Origin of the sequence: Streptomyces sp. NBC_00654, from assembly GCF_026341775.1 — a bacterium.
Classification (GTDB): domain Bacteria; phylum Actinomycetota; class Actinomycetes; order Streptomycetales; family Streptomycetaceae; genus Streptomyces.
Map to the genome: position 1 here is coordinate 500,589 of NZ_JAPEOB010000003.1, position 21,245 is coordinate 521,833.

The following is a 21,245-nucleotide window of genomic DNA, read 5'->3' on the forward strand; positions in this document are numbered from 1 at the left end:
CGCCTCCCGCACCTCCCGCACACCGCATGTCCGTCACATCCCTCACGTCTCCGCTCCCGCCTTCGCCACGTGCCTGTCGTCGGAGTCCTGTTCATGCCGGAGGGCCGTCCCGTCGCCCGTGCCGCCGCCCGTGCCGCCGCCCGTCCTGTCGCCCATGCCGCCGCCCGACGAGGGACCGGTCCGCCCGCGTCCGGGCCGGAGACGAAGCCGGAGCCTGCGCCCGGGTCGGCGCCGGTGCCGGTACGCGCCCGCGGCGAGGACGGCGAGGACCAGCAGCGCGCCGCCCGCCAGAGGGGCCGGGGAAAGATACGTAGCGGAGGCCGACGCCTCACCGTGTGCGCCGCCCGCGGCCGTCGCCCGCAGCCGGACGGTGACGGAGTCGAGGGCGGGGGCGTCCCGCCAGGGCTCGGTGAGCCTCATCCGCTGTCCGGGCAGCAGCTCCCTCGGCAGCGTGCGGGCCTCACGACGCAGCAGTGCGCCGAACACTCCGTCGGCGCTCACCGACAGACGAGGCGTCAGGGCCGCGTTGCCACGGTTGACCAGCGTGTAGTGGATGGTCCGCCCGGACACCGCGACGTCCTCCACGCTGAGGGCCGCCAGCGTCGGCCCGCTGACCCGCAGATGGACCCTGACGTCCATCGCACGGCCCCCGCTCTCCGCCAGGATCGCCCCGGGATGGTCGCCGGGCACCGTGTCCGGCGGCACGGTCACGGCGAACGGCACGTCGGCGCGGGTCCGGGCGGGCACGGTCACCTTCCGCGAGGCGAAACGCAGCCAGGCCCCGGCGCCCTTCGCCGCTTCCCGTGCGGCAGGCTCCCCGGCCCGCCCCCGGTCCGCGTCGGCTCCCCGCAGTCGTACGGTCAGCGGGGTCCGGCCGGGATTGGTCACCGTGAGCCGGTCCTGGAGGACCGTTCCGGGTGCGCCCTCCAGATAGAAGTAGGGCCGCCCGCTGTCGCCCGTACGGGTGACTCCGGACGCCGGCCGCGCCTCCCATCCGGACGGCGCGGAGGAGCGCGGAGCGCCGTCGGCCGCCGTCGCCCGGGCCACAGGGAGGGCGCACAGCAGTACGGTGAGCGCCGCTCGGGCGGCGTACGAGGTCAACGACGGCATGGACGACTCCCGCTCCCTTGGCGCTTGTGGTGCTCCCTGACTCCGTGCGTGCTCCCTGACTCCACCCGTGCGCTCCGGCTTCACGCGTGCGCTCCGGCTTCCGCCCGTACCGCTCGGCTGAACGCGTACCGCTCGCTCAGCCCGCGGCGCGCCCGCCCCTCCGGGTCAGCCACAGCACCCCGGCCGCTCCGGTCAGCAGCACGGTGCCGCCGAGCGTGCCGAGCGCGGCGGCCGAGTCGAGCGGACCGGTCTTGGGCAGCTCACCGCCGCCCGTCGGGGACGTCGACGCGTTCCCGCCCGAGTCCCCCGAACCGCCCGTATTCCCTGAACCGCCCGACCCGCCCGAGCCCTGGACATCGAGTTCCAGCGACGGTCCGGGACTGTTCTTGGGCGTACAGGTGGTGGTCGTACCGAGTGCCTTGATGGTGAGCACCCCGGCGGTGAAGGTGACCTTGCCGCTCTTCTTCGGTGTGTACGTACCCGACAAGTCACTGATCCTGATCGGGGTGTTGGCCGGGATCGCCTCCGCGTTCGCCGGACCCGTGACCTGGACCTGCCCCTTCTCGGCGCCACCGAGCCCGATGACCGCACTCGGCTTCATGGCGCCCTTGCCGAGTTCGACCGGGCTGGAGGACACCCCCTTCTGGAAGGACATGGTGAGCTGGTATCCGCCGCCGCTCTTGACGCCCTTGATGTCGATGGGCGACACCGCCCCTTTGGGCCCGATGGGCGTCTGGCACTGGTAGTTGACGTCCACGACCTCGGCGTGCGCGGCGGGGGCGGCCATCAGCACCACCGAGCCCGCCAGCGCAGACGCCAGCGCGAGAGCTGTCCGCTTCTGGTTCGACACCTCGTGTTCCCCTCATGCCGGACGTCGCCACGCGCCACGGTCCGTACCGGCGCACGTTACTGACGACACATCAGATTGGGCGCTCAAGGTACGCCCGGGGCCTTGTGGAGGGAAGACAAAGAGCGCGCCGATCCGGCGCGCTCCTGGGTGCCCATGGATATGGACGGGTGGGACGGGTGTACGGGTACGGGGCGGGAGGGGGTGCGGCGACGCCGGGCATTCACCCCGGCGCGTCCGACCCGGCGGGTCCTGCGTCCGACCCGGCGCGTCCGGCACGTCCGATCCGGTGCGGCCGGTCATCCGCGGCCGCCGCGGTACGGCTACCCGGGGGCGGCCAGCTCCGCCCAGACGATCTTGCCCGGTTCGTCGGGCGTACGCTGCACGCCCCAGTCCAGGCAGAGCCGCTGCACGATGAACATGCCGTGTCCGCCGGGCCGGCCCGCCCGGTGCGGGGTGCGCGGCGCGGGCTGTCCGGCGCCGCGGTCGACGACCTCCACCCGCAGCACCTTGGCCATGCGGCCGATACGGAGCTCCTCGGGGCCCTCCGCGTGCAGGCAGGCGTTGGTGACCAGTTCGGAGACGACCAGCAGGACATCCTCGGCGGCGGCACGCCGGTCGGCACCGGCCGCCGGGAGCCAGCCCCAGTCATGGAGCGCCTGCCGGGCGAAGTCGCGGGCCATCGGCACGATGCCGCTGGCCTGCCCCAGTGCGAGCGTGCGCCACTGCCGCTCCGCCGGGACGGACGAGGCAGCGCCCTCGTCGTCCGGCTCGCGGCCGAGGTCGCCCGGCGGATGCTGCCGGGTGGTGCTCATCAGCGCTTCACCTCACCGATTCACCATGTCGCCATGTCGCCATCGAACAGAAACTGATCAGATACTGAGTGTGCGGGCCACCGAGGACGCCGCCGGGGTGTCTCCTGCCCGGCCGAATCGTGACAACACCCACTTCATCCACGTGATCGCGTGACACGGGCGACACTCAAGGCTCCCGGGGCCGCGGATCGGGGCGCGGGTCAGGTGTCCAGGGCCTCCGCGAGAGTGGCGTGGACGGTGAAAACCGCCTCGGCCCCGGTGATCTCGAAGACCCTCGCCACGACGGGCAGCATGCCTGCCAAATGGACCCCTCCCCCGGCCGCCTCCGCTTTGAGGCGGGCACCGAGCAGCACATTGAGCCCGGTGGAATCACAGAATTCGAGGCGCGAGCAGTCGACCACCAGGCGCGCACGCCCCTGCTCGACCGCGCTCTCCAAGGGTTCGCGCAGCAGATCGGCGGTGTGGTGATCGAGCTCACCCACCGGCGTCACAATCTCGCTGCGCCCCTCGGTCCGGGCCTCGACCTGAAGCCGCCCCCGGTTCGCACTGCCGACCGTCCCGCGGTCCATGCCCGTCCCTCTTCGCCGCTCGTCACTGTGCGCGTCACTGCCTGTGCGGCTGTATGCGTAGCTGCCGCCGACGTCCGTAAAACAGTACGCGTTCCGTACGCCACGCGGTAGTCGAAGAACTCAACAAACCGGACATATGGCAGTAATTGGCGCTTGTAAGTCCCCGTACGAACCGGGTAAGGGTAGAGGGACACCGAAAACACGGCCGGCTTTGGAGGCGCCGCTTCACCGCAGGAACACGTATGGGCATCGGCAGCCATATGCCGAGAACGATGGAGGAGAAGCATGTCACCCCGGCTCGACGATCCGCGTACCCACAACGCGCCGTCGACATGTCCTCAGGGACCGACCGATTCCGACTCCCCTGCCGCGGCCGCCATTCCCGGCCCGCGCACCAGCACCACCCTCAGCACCACCCCAGGCACCACCCGCACCGCGGACACCGCCGCCGCAGGCATCGGCGGCGAGGGGCTCGAAGGACTTCCCGAGATCCCGCCCTACGCGGAAGTCGGGGCACTGGACGCCAGAGCGCTGTCGAAGACGCTCTTCGAACGGCTCGAATCCCTCGAAGAGGGCACCCACGAGTACGCGTACGTCCGCAACACCCTGGTCGAACTCAACCTGGCGCTGGTCAAGTTCGCCGCCTCCCGGTTCCGCTCCCGCAGCGAACCGATGGAGGACATCGTCCAGGTCGGCACCATCGGCCTGATCAAGGCGATAGACCGGTTCGAACTGAGCCGCGGCGTCGAGTTCCCGACGTTCGCGATGCCGACCATCGTCGGTGAGATCAAGCGCTTCTTCCGGGACACCAGTTGGTCCGTCCGCGTACCGCGCCGGCTCCAGGAACTGCGGCTCGACCTGGCCAAGGCGGGCGACGAGCTGGCCCAGCTGCTGGACCGCTCGCCCACCGTCTCCGAGCTGGCCGAGTGCCTCGGCATCACCGCCGACGAGGTCGTCGAGGGCATGGCCGCGAGCAACGCGTATACCGCGAGTTCGCTGGACGCCAAGCCCGAGGAGGACGAGCACGAGGGCGCCCTCGCGGACCGCATCGGCTACGAGGACCACGGGCTCGAAGGCATCGAGTACGTCGAGTCCCTGAAGCCGCTCATCGCCGCGCTGCACCCGAGGGACCGCATGATCCTCTCGCTCCGGTTCGTCTCCAATCTGACCCAGTCGGAGATCGGCGACGAGCTGGGCATCTCACAGATGCATGTGTCCAGGCTGCTCTCCCGGACCCTGGTCAGACTCCGGAAGGGCCTGACCCTGGAGGAGTGACCGGTCCGCCCCGGCGCCGGAGACCACCGGACCACCGGATCGCCGGATCGCCGGATCGCCGGAGATCACTGGATCATTTGCGGAAGGACCTGCCCCAGCGATGGGCGCGGGTCCTTCCGCATGTACGGCTCCGCGGCCCCGCGGCACGGTCAGAGGGCGCGTTCGCCGCGCTGCCACACGGCGCTGACCAGCGGGACTCCCGGCCGGTAGGCGAGGTGGACATGGCTGGGCGCGTCGAGGAGGACGAGGTCGGCGCGGGCGCCGGGCGCGATACGGCCGACGTCCGTACGGCGCAGCGCGGCGGCGCCGCCCGCGGTGGCGGACCAGAGCGCCTCGTCGGGGGTCATGCCCATGTCCCGTACGGCGAGCGCGACGCAGAACGGCATCGAGGACGTGAACGAGGAGCCCGGATTGCAGTCCGTGGAGAGCGCGACGGTCGCGCCCGCGTCGAGGATGCGACGGGCGTCGGGCCAGTGCGCACGGGTGGAGAACTCGGCGCCCGGGAGCAGCGTGGCGACCGTGCCGCCCTGGCCGAGGGCGTCGACGTCGGCGTCGGTGAGATGGGTGCAGTGGTCGGCGGAGGCGGCGTCGAGCTCGACGGCGAGCTGGACCCCGGGGCCGTACGTCAGCTGATTGGCGTGGACGCGGGGGTGGAGGCCACTGGCCTTGCCCGCCGTGAGGATCGCGCGGGCCTGGTCGCCGTCGAAGGCGCCCTTCTCGCAGAAGACGTCGATCCAACGGGCGTGCGGGGCACAGGCGTTCAGCATCGGGCCGGTGACGAGGTCGACGTAGCCCGCCGGGTCGTCGGCGTAGTCGGCGGGCACGACATGGGCGCCGAGGTAGGTCACCTCGTCGGTGTGGCGGGCGGCGATGCGCAGGGCACGCGCCTCGTCCTCGACGGTGAGGCCGTAGCCGGACTTGGTCTCGAACGTGGTGGTGCCCTGGCGCAGGGCCTCGGCGAGGTAGCGGGCGACGTTGGCGGAGAGCTCGTCGTCGGAGGCCGCCCGGGTGGCGGCGACCGTGGTCCGGATGCCGCCCGCGGAGTAGGGGCGGCCGGACATCCGGGCGTTGAACTCCTGGGTGCGGTCGCCCGCGAAGAGGAGGTGGGAGTGGGAGTCGACGAAGCCGGGGATCACGGCCCGGCCGTCCGCGTCGACGGCGTTGTCAGTGGCGGGTGCTTTGCTTGATTCACCGGTCCAGACGATGCGGTCGCCCTCGATGACGACGGCCGCGTCCTGGATCAGGCCCAGGGGGGTCCCGTTTCCGAGGGAGGGGTCGTTGGTGACCAGGCTGGCGATGTTGGTGATGGCGGTCGTCGTCATCTGGAGACTGTTCTCCTTGAGTTCGGGCAGGTCGGGCAGGTCTGACAGGTCGCACGGTCGGAGCGCCCCGGCCGGCGGACCGGACCGTTCTGCCGGCGGCCCGGACCGTTCTGCCGGCGGCCCGGACCGTTCCGGTGTCAGCTGTGCAGGGCGGCGACGGCTGCGGCGAGCGCTCCCGGGACGTCCTCGATCCGTGTGTGCAGGCCGTCCCGGACGATGTGCCGTCCGCCCACGACCGTGTGCCGCACATCAGCTGCGGAGGCGGCGAATACAGCCGCTTCGGCTCCCAGCCGGGGCACCGGACCCGCTGTTCTGACGGAGTCCAGGGCCACGGTGGTGAGGTCGGCGGGCGCACCGGGTTCCAGGGTGCCCGCGTCGGGCCGGCCCAGTGCGGCGTGCCCGTCGGCGGAGGCGGCGCGCAGCAGGGCGGCGGCCGTCCAGTGGCCTCGGCGGTGGGTGCGCAGGCGTTCGTTGAGCTCCATCGCGCGGGCCTCTTCGAAGAGGTCGATGACGGCGTGGCTGTCGCTGCCGAGCGAGAGCGGCGAGCCCGCCCGCTGAAGGGCGGCGGCGGGGCCGATGCCGTCGGCGAGGTCGCGTTCGGTGGTGGGGCACATACAGGTGCCGGTGGCGGAGGAGCCGATCAGTTCGATGTCCTCCGCGGTGAGGTGCGTGTTGTGGATGCCGGTGGTGCGCGGGCCGAGGACGCCGTGGTCGGCGAGGAGCCGGGTGGGGGTGCGGCCGTGCGCGGTGCGGCAGGCGTCGTTCTCCGCGGTCTGCTCGGAGAGGTGGACATGGAGCGGTGCCCGCCGTTCCTCGGCCCATTGCGCGACGGTGGCCAGTTGCGCGGCCGGGACGGCCCGTACGGAATGGATGGCGGCGCCGATCAGCGTGTGGTCGTCGCCCTTGAGGAGGGAGGCGCGCTCTGCCCAGGCGTCGGCCGTGCGGTCGGAGAAGCGGAGCTGGTGCCGGTTGGGCTTCTCGCCGAATCCGGCGGCGAGATAGGCGGTGTCCAGCAGGGTGATGCGGATACCCGCTTCGGCGGCTGCGGCGATGAGCGCCTCGCCCATCGCGTTCGGGTTGTCGTAGGGCGTGCCGCCGGGCGCGTGATGCAGATAGTGGAATTCACCGACGGAGGTGATGCCGGCCAGGGCCATTTCGGCGTACGTGGCGCGGGCGAGGTCGAAGTAGGTGTCGGGGGTGAGCCGGGAGGCCGCCTGGTACATCAGCTCGCGCCAGGTCCAGAAGGTGCCGGAGCCCACCTGGACGGTGGAGCGCAGGGCCCGGTGGAAGGCGTGCGAGTGGGTGTTGGCCAGCCCGGGGAGGGTCAGGCCGTGCAGGGCCGTGGCGCCGGGCGGCGGTGTGCCGACGCCGGTGCGGACCCCCGCGATGCGGTCACCGGCGACGTCCAGGGTGACGCCCGGCTCGACATGGGTGCCGAGCCAGGCGTGGGACATCCAGTACGTGGCGGTGACGGGCCTGCCGGTGGGCTCCGTTGTCAGCTGCACGCGAGTCCTTCCAGTACGTCGGCGAGGGCGATCACCCCGGTCGCGCAGTCGTCCTCGGCGGCGTGCTCGGCCGGCGAGTGCGAGATTCCGGTGGGGTTCCGTACGAACAGCATGGCGGTAGGCACCGAAGCGGACAAAATACCCGCGTCATGGCCCGCGCCGGTGCCGAGGACGGGCACGGCGCGCCCCGTGTCGCCGGTGTCGCGTCCCGCTCCCCGGCCGCCTTCGAGGATCCTGGCGAGCTCGTCGCGCAGGGCGTGCTCGAACTCCACCACGGGGGTGAAGGACTCCCGTACGACATCCAGATCGATCCCGGCCCGTTCGGCGTGCTCCCGGGCGGCGCGCTCGATCCCGGTGACGACGGCGTCGAGTGTGGCCTGGTCGGCGGCGCGGGAGTCGAGCCAGCCGCGTACGAGGGAGGGGATGGCGTTGACCCCGTTCGGCTCGACCGCGATCTTGCCGAAGGTGGCGAGGGCGCCGGTCAGTTCGGCCTCGCGGCGGGCGGCCAGCACCGTTTCGGCGTACGTGAGCATGGGGTCGCGCCGGTCGGCGAGGCGCGTGGTGCCCGCGTGGTTGGCCTCCCCCCGGAAGTCGAACCGCCAGCGGCCGTGGGGCCAGATGGCGGAGGCGATCCCGACCGGGTCACCGCTGAGGTCGAGGGCGCGGCCCTGCTCCACATGGAGTTCGACGAACGCGCCGATCCTGGCGAGGCGTTCCGGATCGGGGCCGATGGCCTCGGGGTCGTATCCGGCGGCCTCCATGGCCGCGGGGAGGCTGATCCCGTCGGCGTCACGCAGCCGGTGGGCGTCCCTCATGGTCAGCTGTCCGGCGGCGAGCCGGGAGCCGACGCAGGCGAGACCGAAGCGGGCGCCCTCCTCGTCACCGAAGTTGGTGATGGCCAGCGGCCGGGTGAACTCCACTCCCCTGCGGCGGAGTTCATCGAGCGCGGCGAAGGAGGACACGACACCGAGGGGGCCGTCGAAGGCACCGCCGTCCGGTACGGAGTCGAGGTGCGATCCGGTGACCACGGCGTCGCCGGCCAGGGGGTCGCCGAGCCAGGCCCACTGGTTGCCGTTCCGGTCGACCTCGTGGGTGAGCCCGCGCGACTCGGCCTGCTCCCGGAACCAGGCCCGGCAGTCGGCGTCGGCACCGGACCAGGCGTACCGCCGGTATCCACCGCTGTCGGCGTGCCGCCCGACGGGCGCGAGCTCGCGCCACATGGAGAGGAACGACGGTGCCGCGCCCGGGGAGGACGGGGCGGACGGGGCGGACCGCGCCGCCCCGGACGTGGACGGGGCCGCCCCGGGAGCGGGTTCGAGTGCTCCGGGAGCGGACGCGGGCGCTCCCGAAGTGGGCTCGGGCGCTCCGGGGGTGGGGGCCGTCCGCCCGCCGCTGTCCGTTGACGTCACTTCTCGCCCTCCGCCATCGGCACACGTACGCCCTTGTCGGAGGCGACGGACTCCGCGATGTCGTATCCGGCGTCGACATGCCGGATGACGCCCATGCCCGGGTCGTTCGTCAGGACCCGGCGGATCTTCTCGCCCGCCAGCTTCGTCCCGTCGGCGACGGTGACCTGTCCCGCGTGGATGGAGCGCCCCATGCCCACGCCGCCGCCGTGGTGGAGGGAGACCCAGGACGCGCCGGAGGCCACGTTGACCATGGCGTTCAGCAGCGGCCAGTCGGCGATGGCGTCGGATCCGTCGAGCATGGCCTCGGTCTCGCGGTACGGCGAGGCGACCGAGCCGCAGTCGAGGTGGTCGCGGCCGATGGCCAGCGGGGCCGCGAGTTCACCGCTCGCGACCATGTCGTTGAAGCGCTCCCCCGCCTTGTCCCGCTCGCCGTAGCCGAGCCAGCAGATCCGGGCGGGCAGACCCTGGAAGTGGACCCGCTCGCCCGCCATCCTGATCCAGCGGTGCAGGGACTCGTTCTCCGGGAAGAGCTCCAGGATCGCCTTGTCCGTCTTGTGGATGTCGGACGCCTCGCCCGACAGCGCCGCCCAGCGGAACGGCCCCTTCCCTTCGCAGAAGAGCGGCCGGATGTACGCGGGGACGAAGCCCGGGAAGTCGAAGGCCCGCGCGTATCCGGCGAGTTGGGCCTCGCCCCGGATGGAGTTGCCGTAGTCGAAGACCTCCGCCCCGGCGTCCATGAAGCCGACCATCGCCTCCACGTGCGCGGCCATCGACTCCCGCGCCCGCACGGTGAAGTCGGCGGGCTTCTCGGCGGCGTACGAGGCCATGTCGTCGAAGTCGACGCCGAGCGGCAGATAGGCCAGCGGGTCGTGCGCACTGGTCTGGTCGGTGACGATGTCGACCGGGGCGCCCTCGGCGAGCATGCGGGGCAGCAGTTCCGCCGCGTTGCCGAGCAGACCGATGGAGAGCGGGCGCCGGGCGTCGCGCGCCTCGACGGCGAGCTGGAGGGCGTGCTCCAGGCTGTCGGCCCTCACGTCGAGGAAGCGGTGCTCGATCCGGCGCTCGATGGCGCGCGGGTCGCAGTCGACGCAGATCGCGACGCCGTCGTTCATCGTGACGGCGAGCGGCTGGGCGCCGCCCATGCCGCCGAGCCCGGCCGTCAGCGTGATCGTCCCGGCGAGCGTCCCGCCGAACTTCTTCGCGGCGACGGCGGCGAACGTCTCGTACGTGCCCTGGAGGATGCCCTGGGTGCCGATGTAGATCCAGGACCCGGCGGTCATCTGGCCGTACATGGTGAGTCCGAGCGCCTCCAGGCGGCGGAACTCCTCCCAGTTCGCCCAGTCCCCCACCAGGTTGGAGTTGGCGATCAGGACGCGCGGGGCCCATTCATGGGTCTGCATGACGCCGACCGGCCGCCCGGACTGGACGAGCATCGTCTCGTCCTGCTTGAGCGTCCGCAGCGTACGGACCATGGCGTCGAACGAACGCCAGTCGCGGGCCGCCTTCCCCGTACCGCCGTAGACGACGAGCTTGTCGGGGTGCTCGGCGACCTCGGGGTCGAGGTTGTTCTGCAGCATGCGCAGGGCGGCTTCCTGCTGCCATCCCAGGGCGGTCAGTGCGGTACCGCGCGGCGCCCGTACGGGGCGGGGTCCTGACATGGCAATGCCTCCTCGCGACTGTGAATCCTGTATTCACATCCTGGAGGTCTGAATACTTGTAGTCAACAGGTGCGTGCCGCGCCGGGACCGGGCAGACCTCTCCCATCACACCCCCGGGGGAGGCTCCTGTGACCGCTCCAGGCACACCCGCGACGCCGACCGCGCCCGGCCCGCCGGAGAACGCCGCCCTGAAGCGGGCCATCGGGCCCAGGCTGCTGATCCTCTTCGTGATCGGCGACATCCTGGGCACCGGTATCTACGCCACCACCGGCAAGGTGGCCGGCAAGGTCGGGGGCGCGCTCTGGCTGCCGTTCCTGATCGGCTTCGTCGTCGCGATCCTGACGGCCGCCTCGTACGTCGAACTCGTGGGCAAGTATCCGAAGGCCGCCGGGGCCGCGCTCTACACACAGAAGGCGTTCAAGGTCCCGTTCCTGACCTTCGTCGTCGCCTTCATGGTGATGTGCTCGGGCCTGTCGTCCGCGAGCGCCGCGGCCCGCGCGTTCAGCGGTGACTACCTCGGCGAGTTCACCTCCGCCGTGCCGCCCACCCTGGTCGCGATCCTGTTCATCCTGATCCTGGCCGCGCTCAATCTGCGCGGCGTGGCCGAGTCCGTGAAGGCGAACGTCGTCCTGACGGTGGTCGAGGTGACCGGCCTGCTCGTGATCCTCGCGATCGGCGCGTACGCGGTCCTGAACGGTGACGGCGAACCCGCCCGGCTGACCGAGTTCGAGGCGAGCGGTACGGGATACGCCCTGATCACCGGGGTGCTCGGCGCCACCGCTCTCGGCTTCTTCGCCTTCGTCGGCTTCGAGGACTCGGTGAACATGGCGGAGGAGACCCAGGACCCGGTCCGCACCTTCCCCCGGGCCATCTTCATCGGCGTGGCCGTGACGGGCACCGTCTATGTCCTGGTCGCCCTGGTCTCCTCGCTGCTGGTCGACCACCGGACCCTGGAGAAGTCGAGCGGACCGCTGCTCGAAGTGGTGAAGGCGGGCGGCGTCGACTTCCCGCCCAGGCTGTTCGCGCTGATCGCCCTGTTCGCCGTGACCAACTCCGCGCTGATCAACATCATGATGGCCTCACGGCTCTGTTACGGCATGGCGAACGAACGCGTCCTGCCGCGGGCCCTGGGCCGTGTCCTGCCCGGCCGGCGCACCCCCTGGGTGGGCATCGCCCTCGTCTCGCTGCTCGCCGTCGGGCTGGTCTCCACCGGTGAGATCGAAGGGCTCGGCGACACCACCTCGTTCCTGCTGCTCTGTGTCTTCGCCGTCGTCAACATCGCCGTCCTCGTGCTGCGCGGGGACCGCGTGGAGCACCGGCACTTCCGTACGCCGACGGCGCTGCCCGTGCTCGGCGCGGTCACGGCCCTGACCCTGGCGAGCCCGCTGGCCGACCGGGACGCGGACGTCTATGTCCGGGCCGGGGTGCTGCTGCTGATCGGCATCGGCCTGTGGGTGGTCAACAGGACGGTGATGAGCGCCCGCGGGGAGAGCGCCCAGGACCTTCCCGACGACCGGCAGGCGTAGCCGTGCCCGGAGCCCCATACACGCCGAGGCGCATGTACCACTGGGAAATGCCAAACCTCCACCCGCCGCGAGCACGTTGCGTAGCCTCGGGGTCACAGCCGAACGCCGTGTCGGGAGGGGAGTGCGCGTGCCCGGAATCGACGAGTGCCTGCTCGAAGTCATGAGGCTGCCCGGCGCCCGCGGCGCCTCGGTGGTCGACTGGACGAGCGGTCTCGCCCTAGGCACCATCGGGGACTCGCCCAACGGCGACCATGAGGCCACCGCGGCCGAGACCGCCGAGGTGGCGAGGATGGCGGCCGAGCAGCCGGCCTTCGCCCTTCTCCCGCCGCCGGACGGGCACGAGCAGCCCGCGAACGGCCACGGGCATCCCGCGGACCGGCCGGGCACACCGGACCGGCCGGGCGCACCGGCCCCGGCGCATCCGCCGAGCACGCCGGTCGAGGACGTCATCGTCACCACCCGCACCGGCTACCACATCCTCCGGTTCGTCGAAACGGCCTTCGACAGCAGCGTCTTCCTGCACCTCTGGCTGGACCGCGCCCAGGGCAACCTCGCTCTCGCCCGGATCCGGCTCGGTGAGACGGCGGAGCGGCTGGTCCTGGGATGAGCGCCCGGACACCCGACTCCGACATCACGGCCTTACCCGGCCCCGGCGGGGAGTCCCGCCGGCACCCCGTGCTCTCCCCGATGCTCCAGCGCCTCGCCGCCGAGCGTGCCACCGGCGCCCTGATGCGGGACCGAGGCACGCTCTACCTCGCCGACGGCCGGGTGGTGCACGCCGAGAGCCCGGCCACCCCCGGCATCGACGTACTCCTCACCACGGGCGGGGCGTTGCGGCACGAGGGCTGGTGGGACGCGGTCGCACAGGCGGGGGCCGGGCGGCGGGTCGGGCGCTATCTGGTGGAGAGCGGTCATGTTCCGGGCGGCGCACTGGAGTTGTGCCATCTGGGCGCGCTGTACGACGCGGCGTTCTTCGTCCTCGGACCGACCGGCACCCCGGCCAGATTCCGTTACGGGGTGTCGCACTGGATCGGCCCCGTACGTCCCGTGGCGGTGGCGGCCGTACAGCGCGAGACGCTCCGGCGCCGGGAGCTGCTGGACCGGATCTGGCCCGACGCGGTGACCGACAGCGCCCCGCTCGCCAGGACGGCACACCCCGTCGACACCCCGCTGCCGGACCGCCGGCGCCGGGCCCTGGACCTGGTCGACGGCGTGCGTACGGCCCCGGACATCGCACGGGAGCTGGGCCGTTCGACGTTCCACCTCCTGGTCGACCTGCGGCGGCTCGCGGCGGCCGGACTGGTCGAGGCGGCCCGGCCCGCCGCGGGCGGGGCCGGGGCGGCCGGGGACCGGTTCGCGCTGCCCGAGGTCACGGCCGATCCCGATGTCGCCCTGCTGCGCCGGCTCAGAGACGCACTGGAGGCCCTGTGATACGCGCGCTCAGACAGCGTGCCGGGAGGAGACAGCTGATGGTGCCCGAGGCCGAAGCGCGGGATGTGCTCGACGAGCTCCAGCGGTTACGGGCCCGGGTGCCGCTCCTGACCGGCGCACTGGCGGCCAGCACCGACGGCCTGGTCCTGGCCCATGACACCCCCGGCGTGGAGGCGGAAGGTGTCGCCGCACTGACCGCCGCCGCGCTCGGCGTCGCGATCCGGATGACCGACGCGACCTCCCGGGGCGGCTTCCGCGAACTCCTGGTGCGCGGCGAGAACGGGTACGTCGCCACCTACGCGGCGGGCCCCTCCGCCGTACTCACGCTGCTGGCCGCGGACCGCGTCAACGTCGGACGGCTCCATCTGGAGGGCCGCCGGGCGGGCGCCCGCATCGGCGAACTCGTCGAAGCCGCCCTGTCCCGGGAGCGCCCCGACCGCGCCGCCCGCACCGCGCCCCCGAAGGCGCGCACCCCGCAACCGCGTACCGACCGCCCCGGCGGGCTGCCGCAGCGCCCCACGTAGCGGCCCCGCCGCAGCCACCGGGACAGAGACCCACCACACACAGAGGCACCGGTCATCCCGACCGGTCAGGGAAAGGGAACACGTACTCATGGCCAACACCGAAGCGGCACTCAAGGAAGCGATGACGTCCATCGAGGGAGCCCTCGGCGTCGCCCTCGTCGACTACACCAGCGGCATGGCTCTGGGCACCCTCGGCGGCAGCAAGGACTTCAACCTGGAGGTCGCGGCGGCGGGCAACACCGATGTCGTCCGCTCCAAGCTCCGCACCATGGATCACCTGGGCATCAAGGACGAGATCGAGGACATCCTGATCACCCTGGGCACGCAGTACCACCTGATCCGGCTGCTCAGGGCCCACGGCAACAACGGCCTCTTCCTCTATCTGGTACTGGACTCCGGCCGCGCCAATCTGGCGATGGCCCGCCACCAGCTGAAGCGGATCGAGCAGGACCTGGAGGTCTGATCCCGGCGCCGCCGCGCCCGGCCTCAGCGGCGACGCCGCGCCCCGCCCGGCGCGGCGTCCCCCGCCACCGGCCCCGTCGTCCGGTACGCCTTCACCCGCTTGCCCGTGGGCCGCCCGCGCTCCACCCAGTCGGTGCGCACCCAGTACAGGACGTCGTCCCGGCGCTCGCGCTGCCCGATCCGTACGGCCTTGAGCCAGAGCCCCGCGCCCGCGCCGGCGAGCAGCAGCCCACCCGCCCCGGGCAGGACGAGCCCCGCCGCGAGTGCCGCCACGAACGCGCCGGCCAGCCACCACCGGTGCGCCCGACGCCAGTTGCGTACGGTCACGGCGCGGTCCTGGAGGAAGTCGGTGCGCCCCGCCCGGGTGGCCCCCCGGGCCAGTTCCGCGTACCGCCCGCCGCGCGCCAGGGCGACCACGGCCATGGTGACGAGGAACAGCGCGGCCCCGGCCAGCAGACCGATGCGCCGCCCGGTGAGTCCCGGCAGCAGCGCGCCCACCGCGGCGGCCAGCAGACCGGGCCACCACATCGGTGCGGCCCCGGCCCGTACGATCACGGCCACCCGTGCCAACGACTGCGCTCCGCGCCCCATGTCCGTACCCTCTCCGCGCCTGCCCGTGTGCCTCTCGGCGCGGAGATTAATCGGCGCAGATGAGCGGCGTCTGAGAAAGCGGGGGTGACCCGAGCGGCCCGGCACCCACGACCCGCCGCTCCCCGCCCGCTATTCCACGAACAGCCCGCGCGCCGCCGCACGCGCGTCGAACTCCTCCAGCCGCGCCTGTGCCTCCGGCAGCCCGTCGCACATCGCCTCCAGCAGCACCCGCCCCAGCAGCATCGGCGCGCACACGGTGTCGAAGGCGAGCCCTGACCCGACTGCCGCCGGGATCAGCAGATCGCTGTGTCCGGCCACCGGGGCGAACGCCGAGTCCGCGACGGTCACCACGGTCAGCCCCACGCCCTGGGCGTACGCGAGCGCGTCCACGACCTCCTTCGGGTGGCGCGGCAGCGCGAAGCACATCAGCGCGGAGGCCCCCGCCCGGCGAGCGGCGTCGATCCGGTCGTACAGCATGGTGCCGCCCTCGTCGAGCACCCGGACATCGGGATGCACCTTGGCGGCGAAGTACCCGAAGCCCCGGGCCTGCGAGGACGCGGCCCGCAGCCCGAGCACCGGCAACGGGCAGGACCCGGCCAGCAGTCGGCCCGCCCGCTCCACCGGCCCGGGATCGGCGAGCAGGTCGGACAGCTGCCGCAGGTTCTCGATCTCGGCCCGGACGGCCTGCTGGTACTCGTTGTACGTGTCCTCGGCGGCGGGCCCGCCCGTATCGGCGGGCGCGACCTCACGAAGGTGCCGGCGCAGTGCCGGGTAGCCGTCGAATCCGAGCGCGACCGCGAACCGGGTGACGGAGGGCTGGCTGACCCCGGCCAGCTCGGCCAGCTCGACGCTGGAGAGGAAGGGGGCGTCGGCGGCCCGGCGCACCATGCAGTGCGCGATGCGCCGCTGGGTGGGCGTGAGCCGGTGCCCCTCGAAGAGCCGCTGCAACCGCGCAGCGGGGCTGCTCCCGCTCATGGTGTCCCCTCCGGAATCCGTCACCGACGCGTCCATTCAGCCAGCCGACGGCCTGCATGTCCATATACAGTCCGCCGGGCGGAAGGCCCAACAGGGGGGTTAGCCCCACTGCGCGGGCCCCCTTCGGCTTCGTACGGTGAGGAGCATGGAAGCCCGTGACCACGAGCTCAAGAAGGAGCTCGACGCCACCCTCCAGGCCCGCGGTGAACTGGGGGCGGAGTACGAGTCCGCGCTCATCGACTCGTTCCTGGAGAAGGTCGAGCAGCGCCTCGACACCACACTCGACCGTCGAGTCCGGCGCCACCTCGCCGAACAGCGGGTGACCGTCGCCCGGGGCTCCCGTACGCCCCAGCCGCTGGGGAGCTTCGGGGAGCGCTTCGGCTTCGGGGTGGTCTCGCTGGTCCTGGCCATCCCGCTCTCCGCGATCGGCGTCGCCAACGCGGGCATCAAGGGGCTCGTCGTGGCCTGGCTCGGGATCGTCGGCGTGAACGCGCTGCAGGCGGCACGGGGCGGGTGGCTGTTCCGGCGGCGCGACCGCTCCGGGTCCGACGACTGGGAGGACTGACACCGCCGCGGTCCGGCGGGCACCGGGCGGGGTATGTCGCGGGGACCGCCGCACCCCCGGTCGCCCGGGGGGCGGGACGACGGCGGTCCCCGCGAGGGACGCGGTCCGGGTCAGGGCCGGGTTCCCGCGTCCTGGCGACGGTGGAGGTCCGGGAGCCGCTCCGTAGTCCAGGTCGCCGTAGGTGGGGCCGGCGGGTTTCCCCGCCGACACCCACCAATGTGCCGGAGCCGTGTTAAGCGGGTGCTGCGCGGACGTGACACGCTCGTACCGTTTTCGCGAAGCCCCGGCCCACCGTGTGACGCCTCCCCCGTGCCGACGCCCACGGCCCGCCCGCGGCATCGCGGCCGCGCACCGCCCGCGGCTTTGCGGCCGCGGCCCTTCCCGCGGCTCCTCGGCCGCGGCCCTTCCCTACGGCTTCGCGACCGCGTCCTTCGCCAGGAACGCCAGCAGGTCCTGCCGGCTCACGACGCCCTTCGGCTTCCCCTCGACCAGCACGATCGCCGCGTCCGCGCCGTCCGCACCGCTGAGCGCGGCCATCAGGTCCTCGACCGGCTCGCCCGAGCCGACCTGCGGCAGCGGGGGCGACATGTGCTTCTCCAGCGGGTCGGTGAGCGAGGCGCGCTGGGTGAACAGGGCGTCCAGCAGCTGCCGTTCCACGACGGAGCCGATGACCTCGGCGGCCATCACGTCCGGGTGACCGGCGCCCGGCTTCACGATCGGCATCTGGGAGACGCCGTACTCGCGCAGCACCTCGATCGCCTCGCCGACCGTCTCCTCCGGGTGCATATGGACGAGGGTCGGCAGCGGGCCGTCCTTGTGGTCCAGGACGTCGCTGACGCGGGCGGAGGTGCCCGTGTCGTCCAGGAAGCCGTAGTCGGCCATCCACTCGTCGTTGAAGATCTTGCTCAGGTAGCCGCGGCCGCTGTCGGGCAGCAGCACCACCACGACGTCGTCCGGGCCCAGCCGCCGTGCGACCTCCAGCGCCGCCACGACCGCCATCCCGCAGGAGCCGCCGACCAGCAGGCCCTCCTCCTTGGCGAGGCGGCGGGTCATCTGGAAGGAGTCCTTGTCGGACACCGCGACGATCTCGTCGGTGACGGTGCGGTCGTACGCCGTCGGCCAGAAGTCCTCGCCGACGCCCTCGACCAGATACGGACGTCCGGAGCCGCCGGAGTAGACCGAGCCCTCCGGGTCCGCGCCGACGACCTTCACCGCGCCGCCGCTGATCTCCTTGAGATAGCGCCCGGTGCCGCTGATCGTGCCGCCCGTGCCGACGCCCGCGACGAAGTGGGTGATCTTCCCCTCCGTCTGCTCCCACAGCTCCGGACCGGTGGTCTCGTAGTGCGAGCGCGGGTTGTTGGGGTTGGAGTACTGGTCCGGCTTCCAGGCCCCCGGCGTCTCGCGGACCAGGCGGTCGGAGACGTTGTAGTACGAGTCCGGGTGATCGGGGTCAACGGCCGTGGGGCAGACGACGACCTCCGCCCCGTACGCGCGCAGCACGTTGATCTTGTCCGTGGACACCTTGTCCGGGCAGACGAAGATGCACTTGTACCCCTTCTGCTGGGCGACGATGGCGAGGCCGACGCCCGTGTTGCCGCTGGTCGGCTCGACGATCGTGCCGCCGGGCAGCAACTGCCCGCTCTCCTCGGCCGCCTCGATCATGCGCAGCGCGATGCGGTCCTTCACCGACCCGCCGGGGTTGAAGTACTCGACCTTCGCCAGGACCGTCGCCTGGATGTCCGTCGTGACATTGCGCAGCCTCACCAGCGGGGTGTTGCCGACAAGACTGATCATCGAATCGTGGAATTGCACCGTGTACTCCGGGGTCTCCGAGATGGTCCGGCCCAGGGTATGCGTACGGGGGCGAGATTGGGCGAAGCGATTGGAGGCCGCCCTCCACGGGGCAGGTAGGTACGTGTACGGCGGGACTGCGAGGAGGAGGTGGACCGGACTGTGTCAAGAGCGAGGGTGGCACGGCGGATCGCGGCGGGCGCGGCCTACGGCGGCGGCAGCATCGGGCTGATCGGAGCGGCGACCGTGGGCGTGGTGCTGGCCGAGGTGCAGCTCGCCAAGCGCCAGGTCGGCGGCGGTACGGCACCGGTTCCACCGAGCGCGGACGGGCGGTACGGGGTGGCGTTCGCCGGACCCGCGGACCCGTTGCGGCTCGCGCTGCTCGGAGATTCGACAGCGGCCGGGCAGGGGGTGCGCCGGGCCGGGCAGACCCCGGGGGCGCTGCTCGCCTCGGGGCTCGCGGCGGTGGCCGAGCGGCCGGTGGATCTGCGGAACGTGGCACTGCCGGGGGCCAGGTCCGACGATCTGGAGCGGCAGGTCTCGCTGCTGCTGGCCGACCCGGCCCGTACGCCGGACGTCTGCGTGATCATGATCGGGGCGAACGACGTCACCCACCGGATGCCGGCCACCCAGTCGGTGCGCTGTCTGACCACCGCCGTGCGCAGGCTGCGCACGGCGGGGGCGGAGGTGGTGGTCGGGACCTGCCCGGACCTGGGCACGATCGAACCGGTCTACCAGCCGCTGCGCTGGCTGGCCCGGCGGGTCAGCAGACAGCTGGCCGCCGCGCAGACCATCGGTTCGGTGGAGCAGGGCGGGCGCACGGTGTCCTTGGGGGACCTGCTGGGCCCGGAGTTCGAGGCGAACCCCCGGGAGCTGTTCGGCCCGGACAACTACCACCCCTCGGCGGAGGGGTACGCGACCGCGGCGATGGCGGTCCTGCCCACCCTGTGCGCGGTGCTGGGACTGTGGCCGGAGACCGATCACCTCGACGGGTCGCGACGCGAGGACATGCTTCCGGTGGCCAAGGCGGCCTCCCAGGCGGCCAGGGAGGCCGGTACGGAGGTCACGGGCGCCCGAGCCCCCTGGGCGCTCCTCAAGCACCGCAGGCGGCGGCGTCTGCCCGCGGCCACGGAACCGGCCCCGCACCCTCCGCACCCCCCGCATCCCCCGCACCCGCACCCGGACACCGCGCACCGGCGCACATGACCGGCGGCGGAGCACCGGGCCGGGCCGGACCCGGTGCCCGGTGTACGCACGGCGGGCCGGACCCGGTGTACGCCGGGGCCCGGTCGACCTGAGCGGGCGCTTAGAAAAGAGTCCCGCATCACATGGCCTGCCGGGTGACCCCGGCGATACGTCCGGGTAACTTCCAAGACAGTTCTGCCAGTCCAGCCAGCCTTCCAGCCCTCATGGAGCCGCGTGATGCCCGAAGCCGTGATCGTCTCTGCTGCCCGTTCGCCGATCGGCCGGGCCTTCAAGGGGTCCCTGAAGGACCTGCGCGCGGACGACCTGACCGCCACGATCATCCAGACCGCGCTGGCCAAGGTCCCCGAGCTGGACCCGAAGGACATCGACGACCTGATGCTGGGCTGCGGCCTGCCCGGCGGCGAGCAGGGCAACAACCTGGGCCGGATCATCGCCGTCCAGATGGGGATGGACCACCTTCCCGGCTGCACGGTCACCCGCTACTGCTCGTCCTCGCTCCAGACCAGCCGGATGGCACTGCACGCCATCAAGGCGGGCGAGGGCGACGTCTTCATCTCGGCGGGCGTCGAGATGGTGTCCCGCTTCGTGAAGGGCAACTCCGACAGCCTGCCGGACACGCACAACCCGATCTTCGCCGAGGCCGAGGCCCGCACGGCCGCCCGCGCCGAGGAGTCCGGCGCGACCTGGCAGGACCCGCGCGAGGAGGGCCTGGTCCCGGACGCGTACATCGCGATGGGGCAGACCGCGGAGAACCTGGCGCGGCTCAAGGGCATCACGCGCCAGGACATGGACGAGTTCGGCGTACGGTCGCAGAACCTCGCCGAGGCCGCCCTGAAGAACGGCTTCTGGGAGCGGGAGATCACCCCGGTGACCACCCCCGACGGCACCGTCGTCGCCAAGGACGACGGCCCGCGCGCGGGCGTCACGCTGGAGGGCGTGCAGGGCCTCAAGCCGGTCTTCCGCCCCGACGGCCTGGTCACCGCCGCCAACTGCTGCCCGCTGAACGACGGCGCCGCCGCCCTCGTGATCATGTCCGACACCAAGGCGCGGGAGCTGGGCCTGACCCCGCTGGCCCGGATCGTGTCGACCGGCGTCTCCGGCCTCTCCCCCGAGATCATGGGCTACGGCCCGGTCGAGGCCAGCAAGCAGGCGCTGAGGCGCGCCGGGCTGACCATCGACGACATCGACCTGGCGGAGATCAACGAGGCCTTCGCCGCCCAGGTCATCCCCTCCTACCGCGACCTGGGCCTGCCGCTGGACAAGGTCAACGTCAACGGCGGCGCCATCGCCGTCGGCCACCCCTTCGGCATGACCGGCGCCCGGATCACCGGCACGCTCATCAACAGCCTCCAGTTCCACGACAAGCAGTTCGGCCTGGAGACGATGTGCGTGGGCGGCGGCCAGGGCATGGCGATGGTGATCGAGCGGCTGAGCTGAGGCGCAGCGGAGGGTAGGGGTCGCCCGAGGCACGAGGGCGGCACCTGCCCGCAGCGCAGACGAAGCGAACGCGACCATCAGCACCGAGCGGCTGAGCTGAGGCGCAGCGGAGGGTAGGGGTCGCCCGAGGCACGAGGGCGGCACCTGCCCGCAGCGCAGACGAAGCGAACGCGACCATCAGCACCTGCTCTCCGCTGCGCAGCGTCACCGGCCGGTCGCCCTTTCCC

The 21,245-nt window shown here is 72.3% G+C and carries 20 protein-coding genes; 9 read left to right on the plus strand and 11 right to left on the minus strand.

What is annotated here, in order from left to right:
- Positions 1 to 42: 42 nt before the first annotated feature.
- From OHA98_RS34515 to OHA98_RS34530, 4 genes are all read right to left on the minus strand, one after another.
- The gene (locus OHA98_RS34515) at positions 43 to 1,110 is read right to left on the minus strand and encodes a hypothetical protein (protein ID WP_266931647.1); all 1,068 of its coding nucleotides are present in this window, start codon (positions 1,108 to 1,110) and stop codon (positions 43 to 45) included.
- 136 nt (positions 1,111 to 1,246) lie between these two features.
- Positions 1,247 to 1,960, minus strand: coding sequence for a peptidase (locus tag OHA98_RS34520; RefSeq protein WP_266931648.1), 714 nt, complete (start codon positions 1,958 to 1,960; stop codon positions 1,247 to 1,249).
- A 320-nt stretch (positions 1,961 to 2,280) separates the two neighbouring features.
- Complete coding sequence (locus OHA98_RS34525) at positions 2,281 to 2,772, minus strand: ATP-binding protein (RefSeq protein WP_266931649.1); 492 nt, start codon at positions 2,770 to 2,772, stop codon at positions 2,281 to 2,283.
- 200 nt (positions 2,773 to 2,972) lie between these two features.
- On the minus strand, positions 2,973 to 3,341 hold the full coding sequence (locus tag OHA98_RS34530) for an STAS domain-containing protein (protein ID WP_266931650.1): 369 nt from the start codon (positions 3,339 to 3,341) through the stop codon (positions 2,973 to 2,975).
- Between the two features lie 285 nt (positions 3,342 to 3,626).
- Here OHA98_RS34530 and OHA98_RS34535 point away from each other — a divergent pair, with 285 nt between their 5' ends.
- Positions 3,627 to 4,616, plus strand: coding sequence for an RNA polymerase sigma factor SigF (locus tag OHA98_RS34535; RefSeq protein ID WP_266931651.1), 990 nt, complete (start codon positions 3,627 to 3,629; stop codon positions 4,614 to 4,616).
- A 149-nt stretch (positions 4,617 to 4,765) separates the two neighbouring features.
- Here OHA98_RS34535 and hutI read toward each other — a convergent pair whose 3' ends face one another.
- The 4 genes from hutI to hutU form a co-directional block, all read right to left on the minus strand.
- Positions 4,766 to 5,938 (minus strand): imidazolonepropionase, encoded by a 1,173-nt coding sequence (gene hutI / locus OHA98_RS34540; RefSeq protein ID WP_266931653.1) that lies wholly within the window; start codon positions 5,936 to 5,938, stop codon positions 4,766 to 4,768.
- Between the two features lie 137 nt (positions 5,939 to 6,075).
- The gene (locus OHA98_RS34545; protein WP_266931654.1) at positions 6,076 to 7,443 is read right to left on the minus strand and encodes a formimidoylglutamate deiminase; all 1,368 of its coding nucleotides are present in this window, start codon (positions 7,441 to 7,443) and stop codon (positions 6,076 to 6,078) included.
- On the minus strand, positions 7,434 to 8,663 hold the full coding sequence (locus OHA98_RS34550; protein WP_266932537.1) for an allantoate amidohydrolase: 1,230 nt from the start codon (positions 8,661 to 8,663) through the stop codon (positions 7,434 to 7,436). The genes OHA98_RS34545 and OHA98_RS34550 overlap by 10 nt, the downstream gene beginning before the upstream one ends.
- A 185-nt stretch (positions 8,664 to 8,848) precedes the next feature.
- Positions 8,849 to 10,510, minus strand: coding sequence for a urocanate hydratase (hutU, locus tag OHA98_RS34555; protein WP_266931655.1), 1,662 nt, complete (start codon positions 10,508 to 10,510; stop codon positions 8,849 to 8,851).
- A 128-nt stretch (positions 10,511 to 10,638) separates the two neighbouring features.
- Here hutU and OHA98_RS34560 point away from each other — a divergent pair, with 128 nt between their 5' ends.
- The 5 genes from OHA98_RS34560 to OHA98_RS34580 all read left to right on the plus strand — a co-directional run bounded on the left by OHA98_RS34560 (position 10,639) and on the right by OHA98_RS34580 (position 14,454).
- On the plus strand, positions 10,639 to 12,036 hold the full coding sequence (locus OHA98_RS34560; RefSeq protein ID WP_266931656.1) for an APC family permease: 1,398 nt from the start codon (positions 10,639 to 10,641) through the stop codon (positions 12,034 to 12,036).
- 127 nt (positions 12,037 to 12,163) lie between these two features.
- On the plus strand, positions 12,164 to 12,643 hold the full coding sequence (locus OHA98_RS34565) for a hypothetical protein (RefSeq protein ID WP_266931658.1): 480 nt from the start codon (positions 12,164 to 12,166) through the stop codon (positions 12,641 to 12,643).
- An 80-nt stretch (positions 12,644 to 12,723) separates the two neighbouring features.
- The gene (locus OHA98_RS34570; RefSeq protein ID WP_266932538.1) at positions 12,724 to 13,467 is read left to right on the plus strand and encodes a transcriptional regulator; all 744 of its coding nucleotides are present in this window, start codon (positions 12,724 to 12,726) and stop codon (positions 13,465 to 13,467) included.
- Between the two features lie 38 nt (positions 13,468 to 13,505).
- Positions 13,506 to 13,991, plus strand: coding sequence for a roadblock/LC7 domain-containing protein (locus OHA98_RS34575; RefSeq protein WP_266931660.1), 486 nt, complete (start codon positions 13,506 to 13,508; stop codon positions 13,989 to 13,991).
- 88 nt (positions 13,992 to 14,079) lie between these two features.
- Positions 14,080 to 14,454: a hypothetical protein gene (locus OHA98_RS34580; protein ID WP_266931661.1), complete on the plus strand. Its 375-nt coding sequence runs from the start codon at positions 14,080 to 14,082 to the stop codon at positions 14,452 to 14,454.
- Positions 14,455 to 14,477: 23 nt separating this feature from the next.
- Here the strand turns inward: OHA98_RS34580 and OHA98_RS34585 are convergent, their stop codons facing one another.
- Together OHA98_RS34585 and OHA98_RS34590 are read right to left on the minus strand one after the other, a co-directional pair.
- Positions 14,478 to 15,044, minus strand: a complete 567-nt coding sequence (locus tag OHA98_RS34585) for a hypothetical protein (RefSeq protein WP_266931662.1) — start codon at positions 15,042 to 15,044, stop codon at positions 14,478 to 14,480.
- 129 nt (positions 15,045 to 15,173) lie between these two features.
- Entirely contained in the window at positions 15,174 to 16,019 is an 846-nt protein-coding gene (locus OHA98_RS34590; RefSeq protein WP_266931664.1) for a MurR/RpiR family transcriptional regulator, read from the minus strand.
- Between the two features lie 145 nt (positions 16,020 to 16,164).
- Here OHA98_RS34590 and OHA98_RS34595 point away from each other — a divergent pair, with 145 nt between their 5' ends.
- Complete coding sequence (locus OHA98_RS34595) at positions 16,165 to 16,584, plus strand: hypothetical protein (protein ID WP_266931665.1); 420 nt, start codon at positions 16,165 to 16,167, stop codon at positions 16,582 to 16,584.
- Positions 16,585 to 16,992: 408 nt separating this feature from the next.
- On the opposite strand, the gene OHA98_RS34600 is transcribed toward OHA98_RS34595, so the two are convergent.
- Positions 16,993 to 18,396: a cystathionine beta-synthase gene (locus tag OHA98_RS34600; RefSeq protein WP_266931666.1), complete on the minus strand. Its 1,404-nt coding sequence runs from the start codon at positions 18,394 to 18,396 to the stop codon at positions 16,993 to 16,995.
- Positions 18,397 to 18,552: 156 nt separating this feature from the next.
- Here OHA98_RS34600 and OHA98_RS34605 point away from each other — a divergent pair, with 156 nt between their 5' ends.
- Together OHA98_RS34605 and OHA98_RS34610 are read left to right on the plus strand one after the other, a co-directional pair.
- Positions 18,553 to 19,581 (plus strand): SGNH/GDSL hydrolase family protein, encoded by a 1,029-nt coding sequence (locus tag OHA98_RS34605; protein ID WP_266931667.1) that lies wholly within the window; start codon positions 18,553 to 18,555, stop codon positions 19,579 to 19,581.
- A 216-nt stretch (positions 19,582 to 19,797) separates the two neighbouring features.
- Positions 19,798 to 21,018: an acetyl-CoA C-acetyltransferase gene (locus OHA98_RS34610; RefSeq protein WP_266931668.1), complete on the plus strand. Its 1,221-nt coding sequence runs from the start codon at positions 19,798 to 19,800 to the stop codon at positions 21,016 to 21,018.
- Positions 21,019 to 21,245: the final 227 nt, after the last annotated feature.